Origin of the sequence: Sphingobium sp., assembly GCF_041987595.1 — a bacterium.
Taxonomy (GTDB): domain Bacteria; phylum Pseudomonadota; class Alphaproteobacteria; order Sphingomonadales; family Sphingomonadaceae; genus Sphingobium.
In genome coordinates, this window is record NZ_JBHIWJ010000029.1 from 26758 (window position 1) to 46923 (window position 20166).

A 20166-nucleotide genomic window follows, 5' to 3' on the forward strand; every position below is an offset into this window, starting at 1 on the left:
GCCGCAGCAATGCCCCTTCGGAGCGATTGACGAACCCGGCAAAGTTGGTTCCCTTGTTGGTTATCGGGCGAGAATCTGCTATTCCTGATCCATTGGATGGCATCGGCCAGACCCGCCGCCCGACTGGCGCCGCATCGCATTCCGGCGCCCGCCCATGACGCCCGGCTGACCGTGCCCCCGTGGACCGGCAAGACGGGCCGATGGAGGATGTCATGGCGATTTCCCAGAAACTGCGCAGCTATATGGACCGCTGCGGAACCCGATTTGACGAGCTGATGCACGAACCCGCCGCCGAAATGGCGCGCGCCGCTCAGGCTGCCCATCTCCCCGGACGGCAGGTGGCCAAGGCCGTGCTGGTTCAGGCGGGCGACGAATATATGCTGGCCGTCCTGCCCTCGTCCAAGCATGTCAGCTTCAATTTCCTGCAGCAATGGCTGGCCCGCGACGTCAGTCTGGCGGAAGAACACACCACCGCCGCCCTGTTCCCCGATTGCGAACTGGGGGCAATCCCGCCGGTGGGCGCGGCCTATGGCCTGAAGACCATCATTGACGATGACATGTTGGTGGATCAGGAAGTCTGGTTCGAGGGCGGCGATCACAACACCTTCGTCCACATGGACGCATCCAACTGGAAACGCCTGCAAAAAGGCGCGGGCCATTTTGCCTTCAGCATCTGAAGACGGCAACGGAGCGGGTGCCCTGGGGCACCCGCTTCATGCAATTAATTCCATACTGTTATCGGAAAAATAAACTGGTCCGGACTGTTCACCGCCGACCCGGCATGGCCTAAAGTCACGCGGCAAGATCGTCGTTGGAGAAGCCGAAAGGAAACGTGCAATGGACGCAAAGACTGGTGACCCGCTGGGCTGTCCGATGAAGGAACCCGCAGCGCTGCGATCGCTGCTGGGACGGACCAATCGGGACTGGTGGCCCAACCAGCTCTCGCTCGATATTCTTCAGCAGAACGGACTGTCGGGCAATCCGCTGGGCGATGATTTCGATTATGCCGCGGCGTTCAGGTCGATCGACTATCAGGCGCTGAAGCAGGACCTGACGGCGCTGATGACCGACAGCCAGCCCTGGTGGCCGGCCGACTATGGGCATTATGGCCCCTTCTTCATCCGCATGGCGTGGCATTCGGCGGGCACCTATCGCACCGGCGACGGGCGCGGCGGGGCTTCCTTCGGCACGCAGCGCTTCGCGCCGCTCAACAGCTGGCCGGACAATGCCAACCTCGACAAGGCACGCCGCCTGCTTTGGCCGATCAAGCAGAAATATGGACAGAAGCTCAGCTGGGCGGACCTGATGATCCTGGCCGGCAACGTCGCGATCGAGTCGATGGGCGGCCCGGTCTTTGGCTTTGGCGGCGGCCGCGCGGACGTGTTCGAGCCGGAAAAGGACGTTTATTGGGGGACGGAGGAGCAATGGGTCGGCCAGGAAGGCAACCAGACCCGCATCCAGCCCGACAAGAACATGGTGTTGGAAAGCCCGCTCGCCGCGATCCAGATGGGCCTTATCTACGTCAACCCGGAAGGACCGGGCGGCAATCCCGACCCGCTGCAGTCGGCGCGCGACATTCGCGAAACATTCGCACGGATGGGCATGAACGACGAGGAAACGGTGGCCCTGACCGCGGGCGGCCATACTTTCGGCAAGGCGCACGGCGCGGGTGACGCGTCCAAGGTCGGGCGCGAACCGGAAGGGGCCGACATCGCCCAGCAGGGTCTGGGCTGGCAGAGCGGCTTTGAAAGCGGCATGGGCGATCACACCATCACCAGCGGCATCGAGGGCGCGTGGACGCCCACGCCCATCACCTGGGACCACAGCTTCTTCCACATGCTGCTGGACTATGAATATGAGCTGGTAAAGAGCCCGGCGGGGGCCAAGCAGTGGCAGCCCGTGAACCAGAAGCCGGAGGATATGGCGCCCGGAGCGCACAGCCCGGACAGGCGCGTGCCGACGATGATGACGACGGCCGACATGGCGTTCAAGATGGACCCGGAATATCGCAAGATTTCCGAACGCTTCCGGGCCGATCCCGCCGCTTTCGCCGACGCCTTCTCCCGCGCCTGGTTCAAGCTGTGCCATCGCGACATGGGACCCAAGGCCCGTTATCTAGGACCAGAAGTTCCGGCGGAAGACCTGATCTGGCAGGACCCGATCCCGGCCGTCGACCATCCGCTGGCGGATGCGGGCGACATCGCCGATCTCAAACAGAAGATACTGGCCTCCGGCCTGAGCATCAGCGAACTGGTGCAGACGGCCTGGGCGTCGGCCTCAACCTATCGCGGATCCGACCATCGCGGCGGCGCCAATGGCGCGCGCATCCGCCTGGCTCCGCAAAAGGATTGGGACGTCAACCAGCCCGAACAGCTCGGCCGGGTGCTCAGCGCACTGGAGAAGATCAAGGCCGAATTCGACGGCGCGGGGACGAAGAAGGTCTCGCTCGCGGACCTCATCGTGCTGGGCGGATCGGCGGCAGTGGAAAAGGCGGCGAAGGATGGCGGCCATGCGGTGGACGTACCCTTCACCCCCGGCCGCACCGACGCCTCGCAGGACCAGACCGATCCGGACAATTTCGCGGTGCTGGAACCGAAGGTGGACGGCTTCCGCAACTATGCGCCGGTGCCCTATAATGTGCCAACCGAGGAACTGCTGATCGACCGTGCCCAGCTGCTGGGGTTGAGCGCGCCGGAAATGACGGTGCTGGTGGGCGGCCTGCGCGTATTGGGCGCCAATCATGGCGGCTCGCGTCACGGCGTCTTCACCGACCGTCCGGGCGTGCTCAGCAACGACTTTTTCGTCAATCTGCTCGACATGGGAACGGCGTGGAAGGAGACCGGCAAGGACGAGTTCACCGGCACGGATCGCAAGACCGACCAGCCCAGATGGACGGGCACGCGGGTCGACCTGGTCTTCGGTTCAAACTCGCAGTTGCGGGCGCTTTCGGAAGTCTATGCTTCCGCCGACGCGGGCGAGAAGTTCGTGAAGGACTTTGCCGCCGCCTGGGTGAAGGTGATGAACGCTGACCGTTTCGACCTTTCGGCCTGAGACGGGAAAGGCCGCCCCACATTCGGCGGGGCGGCCTTTTCTGATGCAAGTAAGCTTTCCGGCCAATTGCGGCTGCGGCCATTACGTGCGAAAATGACGTCCTGCGGGAGACGCATCATGCACGACTATCTGAAAGACGCTGCCGAAGCCGCCGATCTTTCGGATGCGAAACTCATCGCCCTCTATGATCAGATCCGTAACCGGGATCATCCCACCGGCTTTGAACAGGCCGTGCTGGATGAAATGGAACGTCGGCATTTGATGCCTCCACGATGACTGAAGGAAAGGGCTTCGACAAGCTCAGCCCGAACGGTTCTCGAACGTCCACAAATGCTTCTGGAGCATCGTCCGGATAAGCGGGAACCGGTTTTCGGCCTGAAATGATGCGACCACAAAAGCTTGGAACGCGCGGCCTGCGTCTGATTTGCCGCAGCGCTTCTAAACCTGCCCCTCACTCATCGAGCAATTTCCGGATCTGCCCGGCCAGATCCGCCAGCGCGAAGGGTTTGGGAAGCAGCGAAATCCCGCTTTCCAGTCGGCCACCGCGCATGAAACCGTCGCGAGTATAGCCGCTGGTGAACAATATCCGCAGCCCCGGCCGCAGCATCCGCGCCCGGTCGCTGAGGTCGTTGCCCGACATGCCCGGCATCACGACATCGGTGAACAGCAGGTCGATCACCCGTTCCTGCTGCTCGATCAAGGCCAGAGCGGCAGCCCCATCGGCCGCCTCCAGCACCGCATAGCCCAGCTCGCGCAGGATTTCGGCCGAATAGGCGCGCACGCCGTCGTCATCCTCGACCACCAATATGGTTTCGCCACGGGTCTGCGCGCTTACATCCAGTCTGCGCGCATGGGGCTGAGCCGCCGCCTGTCCCCTGAACCGCGGCAGATAGAGCTGAACCGTCGTCCCCTGCCCTTCCTGCGACTGCACTTCGACAGAGCCGCCCGATTGCTTGACGAAGCCGTAGACCTGACTCAGCCCCAGCCCAGTGCCGCGCCCGATTTCCTTGGTCGTGAAAAAGGGTTCAAAGACCTTGCCCAGCGTCGCCGCCGACATGCCAACGCCGGTATCGGTCACCGCCACCATCACATAGTCGCCCGCCGCCACATAGGGATGCCGCGCCACATAATTCTGATCGAGATGCACATTGGCCGTCCTGATGGTCAAGGTGCCGCCGCCGGGCATGGCGTCCCGCGCGTTGACGGCAAGGTTGAGCAGCGCATTCTCGATCTGATTGGGGTCCGCCTCCACCGCCCACAGGTCCGGCTGGGCATCCGTCTCCAGCCGGACCAGCTCGCCCAGCGAGCGCTGGAGCAGTTCGCTCATATCTGTCACCATCCGCCCTAGGTCGAGCGGCTTTGGCGAGAGCGGCTGGCGGCGGGAAAAGGCCAGCAACCGCTGCGTCAGAGCTGCCGCCCTGTCCGCCCCCTGCATCGCGTTGGCGATCGCGCGCCGGGCCTTTTCCACGCCTCCGCCCGGCGCGCCCGCCTGCTGCAAGGCGCGCTCGGCCAGTTCGATATTGCCGCCGATCACCGTCAGCAGATTGTTGAAATCATGCGCGATTCCGCCGGTCAGCTGGCCCACCGCCTCCATCTTCTGCGCCTGCCGCAACTGTTCCTCGATGGCGCGCTTTTCGGTGAGATCGCGAGTCACCTTGGCAAAGCCGATCAGTCGGTCCTGATCGTCATGGATCGCATCGACGACGACGTTCGCCCAGAATTCGGACCCGTCGCGCCGCACGCGCCAGCCCTCCGCTTCGAACCGCCCTCCGACCGCCGCCACCTGCAATGTCCGGGCGGGCATTCCGGCCGCCTGATCTTCCTCCCGGTAGAAGATGGAGAAATGCCGCCCGACAATCTCGTCGGCGGCATAGCCCTTGATCCGTTCCGCTCCCGCGTTCCAGTTGGTGACGATGCCCTTGGCGTCGAGCATGCAGATGGCGTAGTCCGTCACCCCCTGCACCAATATGCCGAAGCGTTGCTCGCTTTCCTTCAATGCCTCGAAAGCCCGCCGGATGTCGGCGGTGCGCGCCTCGATCCGCTGTTCCAGCGTGCCGTTCAACTGGCGCAATTCGGCCTCGGCAGCGGAGCGGGCGGCGATCTCGCGCCGCGCCTGTTCGTGCAGTCGCGCATTGTCGATGGCGGTGGCGGCATGGCCGGCTATGCCCGCCATGATCTTCTCATGCTCGACGCTGAAGCGGCCGGGCCTGTGATGGCCGAAGAACAGCCCGCCATGCACTTCGCCGCTATGCGAGACGACCGGCACGGCCAGATAGCTGGCCACCGGCAAATGGCCCTGCGGCATGCCATGATGGGGCGCGCTGCGGCCATAACGGGGGTCCAGCCGGATGTCGTCGGACCGCACGATCCCCTGCCCCGCGAAGGTTGTCGCGAATACCGCCGTATTGCGCGGCATGGGGAAAGCGGCGAAGGCCTCCCTCGGTACGCCCGAGAGACTGTAGAGCATGTAGCTCTCCCCATCCTGCGCGAGGCGATTGTAGAAAAAGGCGCCAAATTCCGCGCCGGTCAGCTCCACTCCGGCATCGGTCACGGTCTGAACGATCCGCTCCAGATGCTGATCGGCGGCCACGCCCGCGCCGGTCTGGTTGACGATCTCGAAGGATGTCTGGAGCGACACGTTGCGGATCGCCGCCGCCACCAGCCGCGCCAGTTGCCCCAGCAGCGCCACGGCGAAGTCCGTGGGCGCGTCCACCGCGTCCCAATAGGCGCCGATGGCGGCTTCGGTAACGCCGGTGTCGACGGGCATCATCACAAGGCTTTTGACAAAGGTGGAGCGATAGGCCTCATGCGGGATGCGCGGATCGGCATAGATGTCGGGAATGACGGCCGGTTCGCCGTGCAGCATCACCCAGCCTGAAATGCATTGGGTGAGCAGGAATCGCTGCCCGGCCCACAGCGGCGCGATCGCATCCTCCGCCACATAATGGCAATGATCGCCCTCAGCCGTGACGAAGGTGATCCCCTGCGCCCCGATGATGGTGCGCGCGGCGGTACGGACGACATCGACCACATCCTCCAGCGAACGCGCCTTCGCCAGCCGCTCCGCAGCGGCGAAGAGGCGAGGCCACGGCGTGGCGATATGATCCCCCAAATTGCGCATCTATAATAGCGACCTTCCGGTCTGATCCCCGGCCCAGCATAAGCCATTGTTTTTGAGCGACCAACCGTAACAAATACAGTTTGGGATCGATTCACCGCGTTTTTTCCGGAGCGTGGGGAGGGACGGACATGAAATTCCGCAAGCACGCCCCGCCGACAGGCTGCATTCTGAAATATTCTGCAATCCGGTTGCAGCACGACGCGGCTAGGGCTGAGCGGTCAACGGCGCCCCCCCTCCTCGGCCGTTGACCCCTGAACCTTGGCCCCCGGCATCGCGCCGGGGGCTTTTTTACGCCATGCGGGCCGCTATTTCAGCATCGTGCGCAGCAGCGCCCGCAGTTGGGCAGGCTTGACGGGCTTGTTGAGCAGCGGAATCCCCCAGCCGTCCAGTTTTGCCTTCAGTTCCTCGCCACGATCGGCGGAAATCATCACGGACGGCACCGGCCGGCCGAAATGGCGATGCAGCCGCTCGATCACGCTGTCGCCCGTCTCGCCCTCATCCAGATGATAATCGACCAATATGACGTCCGGAGCCTGCCCGTCGGCAAACTGCCCGACCGCCTCGTCAAAGCCTGCCGCCGTCGTCACCGCACAGCCCCAGCCGCCCAGCAGCGTGCTCATCCCCGTCTGGATCGCACGCTCATTGTCGACCACCAGCACGCTGAGGCCGCGCATCGACCGGTCGCTGCGTTGCGGCCCGCCGCCCTCGCCCTCCTCCATCACCGCCTCCCCGCGCGGCACGGTGATGGAAAAGGTTGCCCCCTGCCCCGGCGCCGATTCCAGCGTCACCTCATGGCGCAGCATGTCGCTCGCCCGCCGCACGATGGCGAGTCCCAGCCCCTTGCCGCCTGCGCCCCGGCTGCCCGGCGTGTCCAGCCGGCGGAATTCCTCGAAGATCAGCTGCTGCTTGTCGGGGGCGATGCCCGGCCCACTGTCGGTCACGCTGATGCGGATCGCCTGCGCCGTTTCGACGCAGCTGACCCGCACCGAGCCGCGCTGGGTGTAGCGCAGCGCATTCGACAGGAAATTCTGGAGGATTCGCCGCAGCAACCTGATGTCGGACCGGACCCAGACCGGCCCATCCACCGCCGTCAAACTCTCCATCGCCAGCGTCAGTCCCGACGACCGCGCCATGGGCGCAAATTCGGTGCGCAGCGTGTCCAGCACCCGATCGAGCCGGAAATCGCCAATCTCCGGCTGGATCGCGCCCGCGTCGAGGCGGCTGATCTCCAGCAGCGCCTCCAGCAGATCCTCCACCGAATCCAGCGCGGTGCTGGTCTGGTTGACAAGCGCCCGCGTCGGCAGGGCCAGCCGCCGGTCGCCCAGCGCCGCGACGAACAGGCGCGCGGCGTTCAGCGGCTGCAACAGGTCATGGCTGGCGGCGGCAAGGAAACTGGTCTTGGACAGGTTCGCCTTTTCCGCCACGATCTTGGCTTCGCGCAGCTGCGCCTCGATCTCGCGCCGTTCGGTGACTTCCGCTTCCAGCTCGGCAGTGCGTTCGGTAACGCGCCGCTCCAGCGTCTCCGCCGTCTCGCGCAGCGCCGCCTGCGCGCGCAGCATGTCGGTGACGTCGGTAAAGCCGATCACCTGCCCGCCCCGCGCCATGGCGTTGCTGCGTAATTCGAACCGGCGATCCCCGGCCTCGACCAGTTCGCTGCGATCCGCGCCCCAATCGAGACATCGATTGTCCGCCATGCCCAGCCGGTCCCGGCACCAGTCGATCAGCGCATCATGACTGCCCCACTCCTGCGCCCAGTCCTCCGGCAGTTCCAGCAGCCGTTGCAGCGCCTCATTCCACGCCGCCACCCGTCCTTCCGCATCGAACAGGCACACGCCTTCGGACAGATTGTCGAGCGTCGTCTGCAACACGATATTGCGTTCCGCCAGTTCCCGCGCCCGGTCGCGGGCGTCCTCCGCCTTCACCTCGGTAATGTCGGTGTAGATGCCGACGATCCCGCCTTCGCTGGTGCGCAGCTCGTTGATCTGCACCCAGCGCCCGTCGGAAAGCGCCTGCACCTGCCCGCCCTCCGCCACGCTGTGCCGCGCCAGGCGGTCGGATACCCATCGGTCCTGCCCCACCGGGCGATGATGGGCGGCGGCGAGCTTGGCGATCTCCTCAAAGGCCATGCCCTCGTGAATTTCCCCGGCAATTTCGGGCCAGAAACCGAGATAGGCTTCATTATAGAGGACCAGCCGATCCTCCGCGTCGAACAGGACAAAGCCTTCGTTGATGGAATCGATCGCGTCGCGCAGCCGCATCCGGGCAGCGTCGGCGGTGGCGTGCGCGGCGGCAAGATCGGCATTGGCCTCCGCCAGCTTCGCCAGCGCATCCTCCAGCTGCATGGTCCGCTCGCGCACCATCGCTTCCAGCGAGATCGCGGTCTCGAACATCGAAAAGGCGTTGCCGGCCATGTCGCTCGACCGTTCGACCCGATCGATCAGCGCCGCATTGATCTTGCGCAACTTGCGGTTCTCTTGCCTGAGCGCCTCCAGTTCGGCGGAAGAGAGGTCCGCGTCGCTCATCGGCCGATGGCCAGGCCGCTGAAGGTCTGGTTGACGTGCAGCGCATGATATTGCTCGCCATAGGTGTTGAAGCCGATCACCCGATGCCGTCCATAAAGTTCCGAAACCGCCCGGCTGATCTGCCGCTGCTGCGCATCGATGCGGTTCAGCACGCAGTCAAAGGCGATGATCCGGTCCACCTGCCCGACATGGCCTTCTATGTCGGCAAAGACCGCCTCCATGCCGGATATCCGCTCCACCGGCTCGCCCACGGTCATCACGATCCCCTCGTCGATCGCGCAGTAGAAGGTGAGGCTGCCGTCAGGGTTCGCGCTCTGGATCGACCGCACATGATAATCGCCTCCCGCCCGGACCATCAAAGGATGCGCGGCATAGAAGGCAACGCCCAGCGCCTCGCCCGCATGACCTGCCAGCCGCAGATATTCCTGCGCGGCCGGTTCCGCATTGATCTCCGTCACGATCCGGTCCTGCGGGATGGCGCCGGTGACGACCATCTTCGCCGCGCCGGGGCGATAATGCTGCGCCTTGAACACATGCATCGGCCGGGGCGAAGAGAGGATGGCCACCACCGCCGCCCGCCCGTGAAAGCGCCCGCCCTCGAAAATCGCGGTCTCGCGAAAGGCAAGGCCATCACCCGACGACCCGCCGATCAGCGGAATGTCGCCCAGCGCGTCCTGAATCGTCATGGTCAGCAATTCTTCCCGATGCGACAGGCCGTCGACCAGAAACAGCGCGACATGATTGACCCGATCGCCCAGATGGCGGCTGTCCCGGTCGGCCTGCGCCACCAGCGCGCGCACCGCCTCCCGCGCGGCGGCGGGGTCAAAGCGTTCGACGTCGTCGAAGCAGAGCGAGGCCAGATGGAACGCCGACGCCGGGAAACCGATGACGCTCAGACTGTCCTCATCATAGCCATTGTCGGTCAGCTCACCCGAGCTGGTGCAGCCGATCGCCGCCACGCCTTCACTGCAACGGTTGACCGCGCGCGCCAGCGCGTCCCGGTCGAAGCGGTGGGAGCAAAAAAGCAGCATGCCCGCCAGCGGCTCATCGCCCAGTTGGGCAGCCACGTCCGACATGGCCCTGGCCGGATCACCCGCATGGCTTGACGCAAAGGCAATCTCCGATGCCAGCATCGTCATGGTCCTCTCCCCGCTTTTTTTCTCCCCGTTCCGCCTGTCTATGCGGTTTTCAGCCGCCGCGCAAAGGCTTGCCCGCCGCCTCCAGCGCGCCATTCTCCTCGTCGGTAAAGACGCGGGAGCGCACGATGAAGCGCATCCCCTCCGGGCTTTCCAGCGACATGCCGGCGCCGCGGCCCGGCACGGCGTCGATGGTGACCTGCGTGTGCCGCCAATAGTCGAATTGCGCGGCGCCGATCCACACCGGGACCCCGCCAGCTATGTGACCAAGCAGCACATCCTGGCCGCCGGTCCGGAACTCGCCGCGGGGGAAACACATGGGCGCGGAGCCGTCGCAACAGCCGCCCGACTGGTGGAACATCAGCGGGCCGTGCCGCGCCGTAAGGCGCGCGATCAGCGCCTCGGCTTCCGGCGTGGCAAGCACTCTTGGCGGAATGTCAGCCATGTTTCAGCTTTCCCCGGGGAAACAGAAAAAGGCGGACGCTCCCCACAGGAAGCGCCCGCCAATAGCCGAAGGCGTGAAAGAGGAGAGGTTCGCCTCCGGCATGGCGCGACCCGCCTCAGAAGAAGCCCAAAGCCTTCGTCGAATAGCTCACCAGCAGATTCTTGGTCTGCTGATAATGGTCCAGCATCATCTTGTGGGTTTCGCGGCCGATGCCCGACTGCTTGTAGCCGCCAAAGGCCGCGTGGGCCGGATAGGCATGGTAGCAGTTGGTCCAGACGCGCCCTGCCTGAATGGCGCGGCCCATGCGATAGGCGGTGTTGCCGTTGCGGCTCCAGACGCCCGCGCCAAGGCCGTAGAGCGTGTCGTTGGCGATGTGGAGCGCGTCCGCCTCGTCCTTGAAGGTCGTGACCGACAGGACCGGGCCGAAAATCTCCTCCTGGAAGATGCGCATCCCGTTATGCCCTTCCAGCACGGTCGGCGTCACATAATAGCCCTGTTCCAGCTCGCCGCCCAGATGAGCGCGACCGCCGCCGGTCAGCACCTTCGCACCCTCCCCCTTGCCGATGTCGATGTAGCTCAGGATCTTTTCCAGCTGGTCGTTCGACGCCTGCGCGCCGATCATCGTCGCAGGATCGAGCGGACTGCCCTGCACGATCCTTTGCACGCGGGCGACGGCGCGCTCGATGAACTTTTCGTAGATCGATTCCTGCACCAGCGCGCGGCTGGGGCAGGTGCAGACTTCGCCCTGATTGAGCGCGAACATCGCAAAGCCTTCAAGGCATTTGTCGAAATAATCGTCGTCCGCGTCCATCACGTCGGCAAAGAAGATGTTGGGCGACTTGCCGCCCAGTTCCAGCGTCACCGGGATCAGATTTTCCGACGCATATTGCATGATGAGGCGGCCGGTGGTCGTCTCGCCGGTGAAGGCGATCTTGCTGATCCGCCTGTTGGTGGCGAGCGGCTTGCCCGCTTCCACGCCAAAGCCGTTAACGACGTTCAGCACGCCTTCGGGGATCAGGTCGCCGACCAGATCCATCAGCACCATGATCGACATGGGCGTCTGTTCGGCGGGCTTCAGCACCACGCAATTGCCCGCGGCCAGCGCAGGCGCCAGCTTCCACGCGGCCATCAGGATCGGGAAGTTCCACGGAATGATCTGGCCGACGACGCCCAGCGGCTCGTGGAAATGATAGGCGACCGTGTCATGGTCGATCTCTGCGATCGAACCTTCCTGGCTGCGCACGCAGGCGGCGAAATAGCGGAAATGATCGATGGCGAGCGGAATGTCGGCGGCGGTCGTCTCGCGGATCGGCTTGCCGTTGTCGATCGTCTCGGCCATGGCCAGCAGGTCGAGATTTTCCTCCATCCGCTGCGCGATCCGGTTGAGGATATTGGCGCGTTCGGTGGCGGAACGGTGACCCCAGCCTTCCTTCGCCCTGTGCGCGGCGTCGAGCGCCAGTTCGATGTCCTCGGCGGTGGAGCGGGCGACCTTGCACACCGCCTGCCCGGTCACGGGGGAGATATTGTCGAAATATTCTCCGCGGGTCGGCGCGACCCACTGGCCGCCGATGAAATTCTCATATTGATCGCGGATCAGGGTCTTGCCCGCGAACCGCGCCATTGCCTGCTGTAACATCCATCCTCTCCCGGACTCGTCTGAAGTTGGATTCAGGATGAACGTTTCGCGGGAAGGCACAATTAGACCTTGGGTCAGATCAGGGTGAACGGGACGCGCTGGCGCTCAGAAAGGGCTGCACTCTCAGACGCGGAAACACCTCCTCCAGCGGCTTGGTGTCTGGGAGCACGTAGACATAGCCGCCCTTCTTCTGGAACAGCGGGCGCAGGTTCCGACTATATATGGCCATCGGCACGTTGATGCAGCCGAAGGTGATGCGGTTGTCGTCCGCAGTCGGGGACAGCATCCTTTGCCTCCGCTTTTCCTTCGGATTGCCCTTGGGAATAGGATGCAACGCCACGGACGTCGCATAATCAACCCACAACACCTTCTGCCTGCCCGCCGCGACGCCGAATTTCGCCAGGAAGCGCCCGGCCGGCGTGGTTTTCTCCGCCGGGCCGATCTCGGCCAGATTCTTGCTGCCGACGCCCGGCGTGGCGTCATCGCCGGGGGCGATACCGATCAGCACCGGAGACTGGCCGAGCGGCTTTCCCTTTCCGTCGAACAGAAAGAGCGAGGCGGTCTTCTTGTCGATGATGATATAGGGACGCGACCCGTTATCGCCCGAGGACGCAACCCAGTCGGAGACGCGTCTGGCATCCTCCGACAGCCCTGCCGCCGCGGCTGCGACCGCCGACGGTCGGGCGCTTGCCACCGCCGGTTCAGGCGCCGGTTCAGGCAAGGAAGCGGTCGGCGCGGGTCCGGCAAGCGCCAACAGGAGGGAAATCATCGTCCGGCTTTACTCACAGCAAATGGCCGGCGCCAAGGGAGAAGCGCCGACCGGGGATTTAACGATCCGGTCAGCTTTCGCTGCCGTCCGCAGGCATTTCCACGCTTAGTTGCGCGGGCGCTTGCGCTGGCTCTCGGCCATCTTCTGCTCTACGCCGTCAACGCGCGCGCCCAGCTGGTCCAGACGCTGGCTGTTCTGCTGCGCCTGACCCGACGCCGACTGCGCTTCCGCCAGAGCCTGCTTGGCGGTGCCGTCGGTGGCCTGAAGCCGGGAGTCGAGCGCGTCGACGCGCTGGTTTACCGCCGCGACCTGCTCGCGCACGAAACCCTTGGTGGCGCAGCCCTGCAGGCCCAGCGAGCCGACGAGGATAAGGCCCAGGGGTGCAAGCTTCTTGATAGACGGGGGCATCGAATTCTCCATGATGTTTAATAAAGCCGTAACGCCACAAGCCGACCATCGTTCCGCAAACAATATGATTCTGTCCGGTCGTGCCTGTCTTCCGGTGAATTGAACCCCGGATTTGTTCGGCTTTTTGCCGGTATGAACGCGGCATTAAGCGCGCTTGTCTTCCGCTTTTCCTGAGGGCGGTTCAGCGCGAAGGCGAGATGTTGTCGCGTCGAGCGGAATGTCCTGCGCGACCTGAACGGTGTTCGGGAAGGCGCCTTTCCGGCGAGAGGTTGATTGGATCAGCATGGCCGGGGCGAATTCAAAGTCGCCCCTTCCCATCCTGTCGCATCTCAAATTGCGCTCATTTGCCAATTTGAAGGATTTATGCCACATCTACTCGACTTAAGCTTCAACTTTGCGGGCGAGGGCGGGAATGAACGCAGTGGTTACCCAGATTGGCGATCTGGCGGAGGCCGGCGAAAAGATGGTCGAACGCCTGCGGCGCAAGGCTTTTCTGCCGGAAAGCCGCAAGGAGCTCAACGTCCGTTTCGGCATCGCCGAGGCCGCGCAACTGCTTGGCTGCTCGACGAATCGGATTCGCATGGCGGAGGAGGATGGCCGCCTCCCCCCCGCCCCGCCCACCGAAAATGGGCGCCGCCCCGGCTATAATCTGGAAGAGCTGTTGAATATGCGGCAGGTGCTGGGCGCTTCGCCCGAACGCGCGCCGCTGGACGTGCCCGCCATCATCGCGGTGCAGAATTTCAAGGGCGGCGTCGGCAAGTCGACCGTCACCACCCATCTCGCCCATTATTTCGGCATTCAGGGCTATCGCGTGCTGGTCGTCGACTGCGACAGTCAGGCGACCACCACCACGCTGTTCGGCTTCAACCCGCATTTCAACATCCAGCGGGAAGAGACGCTCTATCCCTATCTCTCGATCGATCCGACGCAGGTGGACCTGCTCTATGCGGTCAAGCATACCGCCTGGCCCAATGTCGACCTGATCCCGTCCAACCTTGAACTGTTCGATGTCGAATATGAGCTGGCAGCGGCGGGCAGCGACGGCGGTTCGGTGCTGGCAGCGCGTTTCCGCAAGCTGAAGCGGGGGTTGATGGATCTGGCCCGCCATTATGATGTGGTGCTGCTCGATCCCCCGCCCGCACTCGGCACGATCAGCCTTGCGGTGATGCAGGCCGCCAATGCCCTGTTGGTGCCGCTGGCCGCCACGACGCCGGACTTCTGCTCCACCGTTCAGTTCCTCTCAATGATGGATCAGGTGATCGGCCAGCTCCAGCAGGCGGGGATCGAGGTCGACTATCAGTTTGTGCGGCTGCTCTGCTCGAAATTCGACAGCAATGATCCCAGTCATTCGATGGTCCGCGCCATCATGGAGCAGAGCTTTGGCCCTGCCCTTCTGCCCATTCCGATCCTCGACAGTGCGGAGATCAGCCATGCCGCGCTGCGCATGATGACGGTCTATGAGCTGGAAAAGCCGATCGGCACGCCCCGCACCCACAAGCGCTGCCGCGCCAATCTGGACGAGGCCATGGGCCAGATCGAGGCATTGGTCCGTCAGGGCTGGGGCCGGGTCGCCCCGGCGCGGGAAGAGGATGTCGTCAATGCATAACGGATCAGTACGGCATAAAAGCCTTTCCTACTTGCGTATGTTCACCATATGTTCCCGATTCGTCAAGGAGGGAATGTGATGGCTCGCAAACAATCCGATTATCTGGCTGCGCTGCTTTCGGATGAGGCCGAGACGGCGGCGCCTGTTCCGGCCGTTCCTGAAGAGACGAAGGTAGCGGAGCCGGCCCCCTCCCCTGCCCCCGGCCGTTCCGACCGGGCGCGCGGCACCACTTTGCTGGGTCGCGAATCCGCGCTCGCCCGCCTCGCCTCTGGCGAAGTGCGGCAGGTCACGCAATTGCTGCTCGATCCGGCCAAGGTTCGGATCTGGACCGGCAATGCCCGTCATCAGGCCCTGCTCAATGAAGAGAATTGCCGCGAGCTCATCGATTCGATCATTGCCGAGGGCGGTCAGAAGGTGCCCGCGGTGGTCCGTCGGATCGAAGGCGATCCGGAGCATGACTATGAGGTGATCGCAGGCACGCGCCGCCACTGGTCGATCAGCTGGCTGCGCGCCAACAGCTACCCCGACATGATGTTCGTGGCGCAGGTCGCGCAGTTGGACGATGAAGCGGCCTTCCGCCTCGCCGACCTTGAAAACCGTGCGCGCAAGGATGTGTCGGATCTGGAGCGCGCCCGCAACTATGCCGAGGCGCTCAGAACCCATTATGGCAGCCACCTGACCCGGATGGCCGAGCGATTGAAGCTCTCCAAGGGTTGGCTCAGCAAGATGATCAAGGTCGCGGGCATATCCGACGCGATCATCGATGCCTTCGCCTCGCCCGCGGACGTGCTGCTCAAGCCCGCCTACGCGCTGGCGCAGGCGCTGGACGATGCCAGGGCCGCCCCCGCGATCAGCTCGGAGGCGAGCCGGCTGGCATCCGAACAGCGCGCCCTGCGCGCAGCGGGCGCTTCGCCCATCGCGGCGAGCGATGTGCTCAAGCGCCTGCTCGACGCGCCTCGGGTGGCGCAGTCCGCGCCCCGGCAGGAACCCTATAGCTGGACGACCCGCCATGGCCGCCCTGCCCTGACCGTGCAGTCGGTCAACCGTCAGGGCGTCACCATTCGCCTGCACGCCGGATCGGGCGCGGATGTGGAGATGCTGACGCAGGCCCTGCGGGACACGCTCGAACATCTGGAGCAGCAGGGCATGGGGTTGCAGCGCTGATGCAGGCCGGGGGGCGAGAGGGAGACAGGGCGGGCGCGGGACGCCGGGTTCGGCAGGCTGCGCGGCCGCCCTGTTCGACGGTCCTTGGCCATTGCGTTTCCCCGGGGAAACGCTTTCCCACGTTTCCCCGGGGAAACGGCATGCCGATCATCATAAGGATCCGTCCATGACGCGCGCGGCCCAGAACGGGATCAACGATCAGTTCGAACTCTTCCTGCCCTATATTGCGGACATGCCGTTGCGCGACCAGCGCGAGATGATGGAGCGCCCCTTCTTCAGCCTCGCCAAGTCGAAGCGCGTCAAGCCGATCGACTACACCTCTCCTGACGGCAAGGCGTGGGTCCATGTTTCGGCCAATCCCGATTATGGCATGGCCACGATCTGGGATGCCGACATCCTGATCTATTGCGCGTCGGTGCTGGCCGACATGGCACGCCGGGGCCTGAACGATATTCCGCGCAAGCTGCACCTGATGCCCTATGACCTGCTGCGCGCCATCCATCGTCCGACGACGGGCCGCGCCTATGAGCTGCTGGGCCAGTCGCTCGACCGGCTCGTCGCGACCACGATCAAGACCAATATCCGCGCCGAAAACCGGCGGGAGGCAACCTTCAGCTGGCTGGACGGCTGGACCCAGCTGGTCGATGAACGCACGGAACGGTCGCGCGGCATGACCATTGAGCTGAGCAACTGGTTCTATGAAGGCGTGCTGATGCAGGGCGGGGTGCTGTCGATCGACCGCGCCTATTTCGACCTGACCGGCGGGCGCGAACGCTGGCTCTACAAGGTCGCCCGCAAGCATGCCGGCGGGGCAGGGGAGGGCGGCTTTGCCATTTCCATGCCGACCCTGTTCGAAAAGTCGGGTGCCGAAGGCGCCTATCGCCGCTTCAAATTCGAGATCGCCAAGATAGCCGAACGCGATCCCCTGCCCGGCTATACGCTTGAGCTGGAACAGGCGGACGGGAAGCGCGAACCTTCGCTTCGCATGCGTCGCAGGATCTCCGCCGATCCCCGGCCCGGCAACGCGCAGAAAACGGCGCCGGCCGTCGCCAAGCCCGTCTCCGTTTCACCGTCCGCCGGTGAAAAGGGCATGTTCGATGCCAGCGCGATCATACGCAGGACGGTCGTCGGGCTTTCCGCGAAGGCCAATGCGGGCGAAATCACCGACGCCACCATGGCCACCCTTCGCGCCGAATGTCCGGGATGGGACTATCAGTCCCTTCACCAGGAGTTCAGAGATTGGCTGAACGGTGATGCGGAGCGCACGCCGGTCAATTATCAGAAAGCGTTTATCGGCTTCGTTCGCCGCTTCCACGAAAAGAACCGCCATCGCCTCTGATGCGTGACTCGACGACCTGAATATTCCCGGCCGGGCATCGGGAAGACGGGAAGCGGCTTTCCGCCCATAACGATCCGACAACAAAATCTGGAGCGCACGACCCGCATGTGGTCGAGCGCAGCGCGCTCAAGAGCGCTTTACAGCCAATAGGCATCGCTCGCTGGTCAGGAAGTCGCGTCAAGACAGGGCATGAGAGCGGTTGATCTGATGCAATCAAATCGCAAGCCTTCCGGCTACGGCTCGACCCCGAAATCCCGGTCCAGCGTCCATCGCTCCGCCAGATCGTTCCTCTCTTCGTCGATGGCGCGCTCCTTTCCGGAAAGAACCGGATAGCCGGCGGAGCGATCCACCGCCGCCCGCCATCTCACATGCCGGTCCAGCCCCGGCGGATGAGAATTCCCTGCGCCCGGCTTCCGCCCATCCCTGCCTCGCCATCGCGCGCAATTCCGATGCCCTCCGCCAAATGCAAAGGGCGCCGGCCCGGCCCGGCTCTGTCCCACGTCAGCCGTGACATGATGGTCGGCCCGTTCCCGAAGTGTCGGGTCGCTCGCCACGGATTATCCAAAGCCCCACGGTCAGATTTTGCTTTGCTCAACTTGCCGATGGATTTGAACGTCCTTTGAAGGGGTGCCCGCAAAATTGATTCAATCCAACGCTGCCAATCGGATGCCAACCGCACCCTTCGACATAACGGGAACGCCATTCGGGCTTTCAGGAACGCTTTCCCGACATATCGGGAACGGAAGGTTCGACATAAGGGGAACGAACCATCGGACTTACGGGAACAGCGTCTTTCCGCCGACTCGTGCGAATTCGGCGATTCGGGTCCGCCTGCGTGCGCCGCTAACTCTCTAACCTTATTAGAAACCCTGTAACTGGCAGGAGATATTTCGGTTTTGGAAAAGAAGGATGAAGGGAGACGAGCGACTGGCGCAGGAATCCTCACCCCTGTCGCAACCTCCCGCCGGTCAGCTTCTGGACCTGTTCCACAAGCTTCGTCGCGCCCTGGTGAGAAATGCCGAGCAGGCGCGAAACCGCCATCTTGCTGAGTCCGGGATAAGCCAGTTCCAGCCGTATCAGGAGCGGGGCCTTGCTCCTGCGCGTGACCGGCAATTCCCCAGGCAGTCGCGCGAGCTTCGCCTCCAGCCGATCCAGCTCAATCAGTCCCTGTCCCGCCTGCCGCGCGATCATGCCCGCCATATGCTCAGCCAGAACCGCGGCATCACCCGGCACGAAGCGGGGCAGTTCGACCAGAGAGGGAAGGGGCCTCAATATCAGCCCAGAAGCAGCCAGCGCGGCGGGCAAGTGACAGCCCAGCAGCCATGCCGTGTCGAACCGTCGCGGCTCGATGCGCCATTGCCGCCCGTCGGCTGTCGTCACCAGCTGTCCTTCCGTCGCTGGGGCATCCAGGCTGGCCTGGGCGTCGATCAGACGCTGGGCGATGCTGTGCAGCGTCGCAGTGGGATAGGGGGCTTCCAGAAGCATCTGGGCCATGCGCCAGGACGGACCGAAGCGCACCAGATCTTCGGCCGCCCAGAGATCGGCCTCCTTCCGGTCATCCAGCAGCGTCCTTGATATGTTGAGGGTTGCTCGCGCGAGCGGGTCGCAATGACCGCCCGTGGCCGATAGCGCGAAATGAAACAGCGCGGCGATGGAGAGCGGATCGTTCAGCCCCTCGCTATGCCGTGGCGGAGGCGTCCGGCCGCAGATCCAGTCCTGAAGGTCCCTGACCGACACCGGCACCCCGGCAAAGCCGGCCAATGTCGCTGCACCCCTGAGCCTTGCCCGCGCCAGCCAGATATCAGCCGCCGGACTGTTAACCAGCCGTCCGTCGAGTCTGCCAAGCAGCAGTAGAGCGTGATCCGCAGAGGAAGAAAAATCGCGCATTTGCAAGGCATAGCGCATTATCGCACACAACCAAACTCCCTCGTTGGTTGTATCTGCTGAGAGGGTATTGGGTGAGAGCCGATCCGGCGATGCTGCTGAAAGCGAGACGGCTGTTGAGCTTATGCCATGGTGGGAGAGGCATCGCCAGCGCTGAATTTGCGCATGGCCACCTTACTGCAACCGACCCCTTATATGGGAGAGGAGGGGGGATAATCCCCGATTCAGCTGCTCAGATCAGAACAAAAGGCGAAAGACCTGAAAATGGCGCTCAGAAGCCCGTCAGAGACGAAAAGCGTTTCAGCATATCGTCACACGCCTGCGCCATGTTTTGCGCTCTGGCGGGCTTCCAGCAGTGCCTAATTTTTAGGCATAAAGCCTCATTCGACCCTGATCTGTGGATCCGGGAGGACGACGCCTACCGATCGTGCATAATCACCCCATGCCTTTTCCAGCGCGGCGCGGCGTGCGGGTTGCGCCGCCGACAGGTCGGTCGTCTCGCCGGGGTCCTGCACGATGTTGAACAGCCGCCATTGGCCATCGCCGGGATCGGTGATCTTCCAGTCGCCCTGACGCAAGGCGCGCGATCCGAACAGTTCGGTGCCGATGCTCTCGTCCGCCGGATGAACGGTCGCGCTCCTTCCCGCCAGCCATGGCGCCCAGCTGGTGCCCAACATCGGTTGAACCGTGCGTCCATCAAATCGTCCCCGCGGTTGCGCGAGGCCGGCCAGGTCGAGCAGGGTAGGGGCGACGTCCATGACATTCAGATACTCATGCGCCACCGCGCCCGGTTGCCGCACCACCGGGCCGGAGAGAAAGGCGGCGGTCCGCGTGCCGCCCTCGGTCGCGAAGGCCTTGTAGAGCCAGGAGGGCGTGGTCGCCGCCTGCGCCCAGCCGGGACCGTAGCTGACATAGCTGCTCGACCGGCCCAGATTGTCGAGGCTGTTGTCGGCCTGTTCCGCCCGCGCGCGGAAACGGGGATTTTTGGCATGGACCAGATCCATCCCCTCCGCGCCATTGTCCGCGAGGAACAGGATCACCGTATTTTCATAGTCGCCGCTGGCCTTCAGCGCATCGATCACCCG

Annotated in this window: 15 protein-coding genes; 6 read left to right on the forward strand and 9 right to left on the reverse strand. The window is 64.0% G+C overall.

Translation table 11 applies throughout. The annotated features are described in order from the left end of the window. Nucleotides 1-212 precede the first annotated feature (212 nt). The 3 genes from ACFC3J_RS09735 to ACFC3J_RS09745 all read left to right on the forward strand — a co-directional run bounded on the left by ACFC3J_RS09735 (nucleotide 213) and on the right by ACFC3J_RS09745 (nucleotide 3327). Nucleotides 213-677, forward strand: coding sequence for an aminoacyl-tRNA deacylase (locus ACFC3J_RS09735; RefSeq protein ID WP_375195978.1), 465 nt, complete (start codon nucleotides 213-215; stop codon nucleotides 675-677). Between the two features lie 160 nt (nucleotides 678-837). Then, entirely contained in the window at nucleotides 838-3051 is a 2214-nt protein-coding gene (gene katG, locus ACFC3J_RS09740) for a catalase/peroxidase HPI (protein ID WP_375195979.1), read from the forward strand. A 117-nt stretch (nucleotides 3052-3168) separates the two neighbouring features. Then, on the forward strand, nucleotides 3169-3327 hold the full coding sequence (locus ACFC3J_RS09745) for a hypothetical protein (protein ID WP_375195980.1): 159 nt from the start codon (nucleotides 3169-3171) through the stop codon (nucleotides 3325-3327). 175 nt (nucleotides 3328-3502) lie between these two features. On the opposite strand, the gene ACFC3J_RS09750 is transcribed toward ACFC3J_RS09745, so the two are convergent. From ACFC3J_RS09750 to ACFC3J_RS09780, 7 genes are all read right to left on the reverse strand, one after another. Further along, nucleotides 3503-6172, reverse strand: a complete 2670-nt coding sequence (locus ACFC3J_RS09750) for a GAF domain-containing protein (protein ID WP_375195981.1) — start codon at nucleotides 6170-6172, stop codon at nucleotides 3503-3505. 305 nt (nucleotides 6173-6477) lie between these two features. Beyond that, on the reverse strand, nucleotides 6478-8694 hold the full coding sequence (locus ACFC3J_RS09755) for a NahK/ErcS family hybrid sensor histidine kinase/response regulator (RefSeq protein WP_375195982.1): 2217 nt from the start codon (nucleotides 8692-8694) through the stop codon (nucleotides 6478-6480). Continuing rightward, nucleotides 8691-9833, reverse strand: coding sequence for an FIST N-terminal domain-containing protein (locus ACFC3J_RS09760; protein WP_375195983.1), 1143 nt, complete (start codon nucleotides 9831-9833; stop codon nucleotides 8691-8693). Before ACFC3J_RS09760 ends, ACFC3J_RS09755 begins: the two co-directional genes overlap by 4 nt. A 49-nt stretch (nucleotides 9834-9882) precedes the next feature. Then, a complete protein-coding gene (locus ACFC3J_RS09765) occupies nucleotides 9883-10275 on the reverse strand; it encodes a DUF779 domain-containing protein (protein WP_375195984.1) in 393 nt (130 codons plus the stop codon). Between the two features lie 115 nt (nucleotides 10276-10390). Then, nucleotides 10391-11911 carry an aldehyde dehydrogenase gene (gene adh, locus ACFC3J_RS09770; RefSeq protein ID WP_375195985.1) on the reverse strand — a complete coding sequence of 507 codons (1521 nt, stop codon included), beginning with the start codon at nucleotides 11909-11911 and terminating at the stop codon, nucleotides 10391-10393. A 79-nt stretch (nucleotides 11912-11990) separates the two neighbouring features. Beyond that, nucleotides 11991-12680 (reverse strand): hypothetical protein, encoded by a 690-nt coding sequence (locus ACFC3J_RS09775; RefSeq protein WP_375195986.1) that lies wholly within the window; start codon nucleotides 12678-12680, stop codon nucleotides 11991-11993. 105 nt (nucleotides 12681-12785) lie between these two features. Further along, the gene (locus tag ACFC3J_RS09780) at nucleotides 12786-13088 is read right to left on the reverse strand and encodes a hypothetical protein (RefSeq protein ID WP_375195987.1); all 303 of its coding nucleotides are present in this window, start codon (nucleotides 13086-13088) and stop codon (nucleotides 12786-12788) included. 412 nt (nucleotides 13089-13500) lie between these two features. On the opposite strand from ACFC3J_RS09780, the gene ACFC3J_RS09785 reads away from it, so the two are divergent. The 3 genes from ACFC3J_RS09785 to ACFC3J_RS09795 all read left to right on the forward strand — a co-directional run bounded on the left by ACFC3J_RS09785 (nucleotide 13501) and on the right by ACFC3J_RS09795 (nucleotide 17197). Then, the gene (locus ACFC3J_RS09785) at nucleotides 13501-14694 is read left to right on the forward strand and encodes an AAA family ATPase (RefSeq protein WP_375195988.1); all 1194 of its coding nucleotides are present in this window, start codon (nucleotides 13501-13503) and stop codon (nucleotides 14692-14694) included. 78 nt (nucleotides 14695-14772) lie between these two features. After that, complete coding sequence (locus ACFC3J_RS09790) at nucleotides 14773-15858, forward strand: ParB/RepB/Spo0J family partition protein (protein WP_375195989.1); 1086 nt, start codon at nucleotides 14773-14775, stop codon at nucleotides 15856-15858. A 166-nt stretch (nucleotides 15859-16024) separates the two neighbouring features. Then, entirely contained in the window at nucleotides 16025-17197 is a 1173-nt protein-coding gene (locus ACFC3J_RS09795) for a replication initiator protein A (protein ID WP_375195990.1), read from the forward strand. Nucleotides 17198-18139: 942 nt separating this feature from the next. Here ACFC3J_RS09795 and ACFC3J_RS09800 read toward each other — a convergent pair. Then, on the reverse strand, nucleotides 18140-19084 hold the full coding sequence (locus ACFC3J_RS09800) for a hypothetical protein (RefSeq protein ID WP_375195991.1): 945 nt from the start codon (nucleotides 19082-19084) through the stop codon (nucleotides 18140-18142). Nucleotides 19085-19461: 377 nt separating this feature from the next. Continuing rightward, nucleotides 19462-20166 (reverse strand): sulfatase-like hydrolase/transferase (locus ACFC3J_RS09805; RefSeq protein WP_375195992.1); only part of this gene is annotated, 705 nt, incomplete at its 5' end.

Bases quoted from the DNA above. Each gene is read 5' to 3' on its own strand.
- katG (WP_375195979.1), top strand. From the start codon at position 838: ATGGACGCAAAGACTGGTGACCCGCTGGGCTGTCCGATGAAGGAACCC.
- ACFC3J_RS09780 (WP_375195987.1), bottom strand. From the start codon at position 13,088: ATGCCCCCGTCTATCAAGAAGCTTGCACCCCTGGGCCTTATCCTCGTC.
- ACFC3J_RS09800 (WP_375195991.1), bottom strand. From the start codon at position 19,084: ATGCGCGATTTTTCTTCCTCTGCGGATCACGCTCTACTGCTGCTTGGC.
- ACFC3J_RS09785 (WP_375195988.1), top strand. From the start codon at position 13,501: ATGAACGCAGTGGTTACCCAGATTGGCGATCTGGCGGAGGCCGGCGAA.
- ACFC3J_RS09755 (WP_375195982.1), bottom strand. From the start codon at position 8,694: ATGAGCGACGCGGACCTCTCTTCCGCCGAACTGGAGGCGCTCAGGCAA.
- ACFC3J_RS09775 (WP_375195986.1), bottom strand. From the start codon at position 12,680: ATGATTTCCCTCCTGTTGGCGCTTGCCGGACCCGCGCCGACCGCTTCC.
- adh (WP_375195985.1), bottom strand. From the start codon at position 11,911: ATGTTACAGCAGGCAATGGCGCGGTTCGCGGGCAAGACCCTGATCCGC.
- ACFC3J_RS09765 (WP_375195984.1), bottom strand. From the start codon at position 10,275: ATGGCTGACATTCCGCCAAGAGTGCTTGCCACGCCGGAAGCCGAGGCG.
- ACFC3J_RS09750 (WP_375195981.1), bottom strand. From the start codon at position 6,172: ATGCGCAATTTGGGGGATCATATCGCCACGCCGTGGCCTCGCCTCTTC.
- ACFC3J_RS09760 (WP_375195983.1), bottom strand. From the start codon at position 9,833: ATGACGATGCTGGCATCGGAGATTGCCTTTGCGTCAAGCCATGCGGGT.
- ACFC3J_RS09735 (WP_375195978.1), top strand. From the start codon at position 213: ATGGCGATTTCCCAGAAACTGCGCAGCTATATGGACCGCTGCGGAACC.
- ACFC3J_RS09745 (WP_375195980.1), top strand. From the start codon at position 3,169: ATGCACGACTATCTGAAAGACGCTGCCGAAGCCGCCGATCTTTCGGAT.
- ACFC3J_RS09795 (WP_375195990.1), top strand. From the start codon at position 16,025: ATGACGCGCGCGGCCCAGAACGGGATCAACGATCAGTTCGAACTCTTC.
- ACFC3J_RS09790 (WP_375195989.1), top strand. From the start codon at position 14,773: ATGGCTCGCAAACAATCCGATTATCTGGCTGCGCTGCTTTCGGATGAG.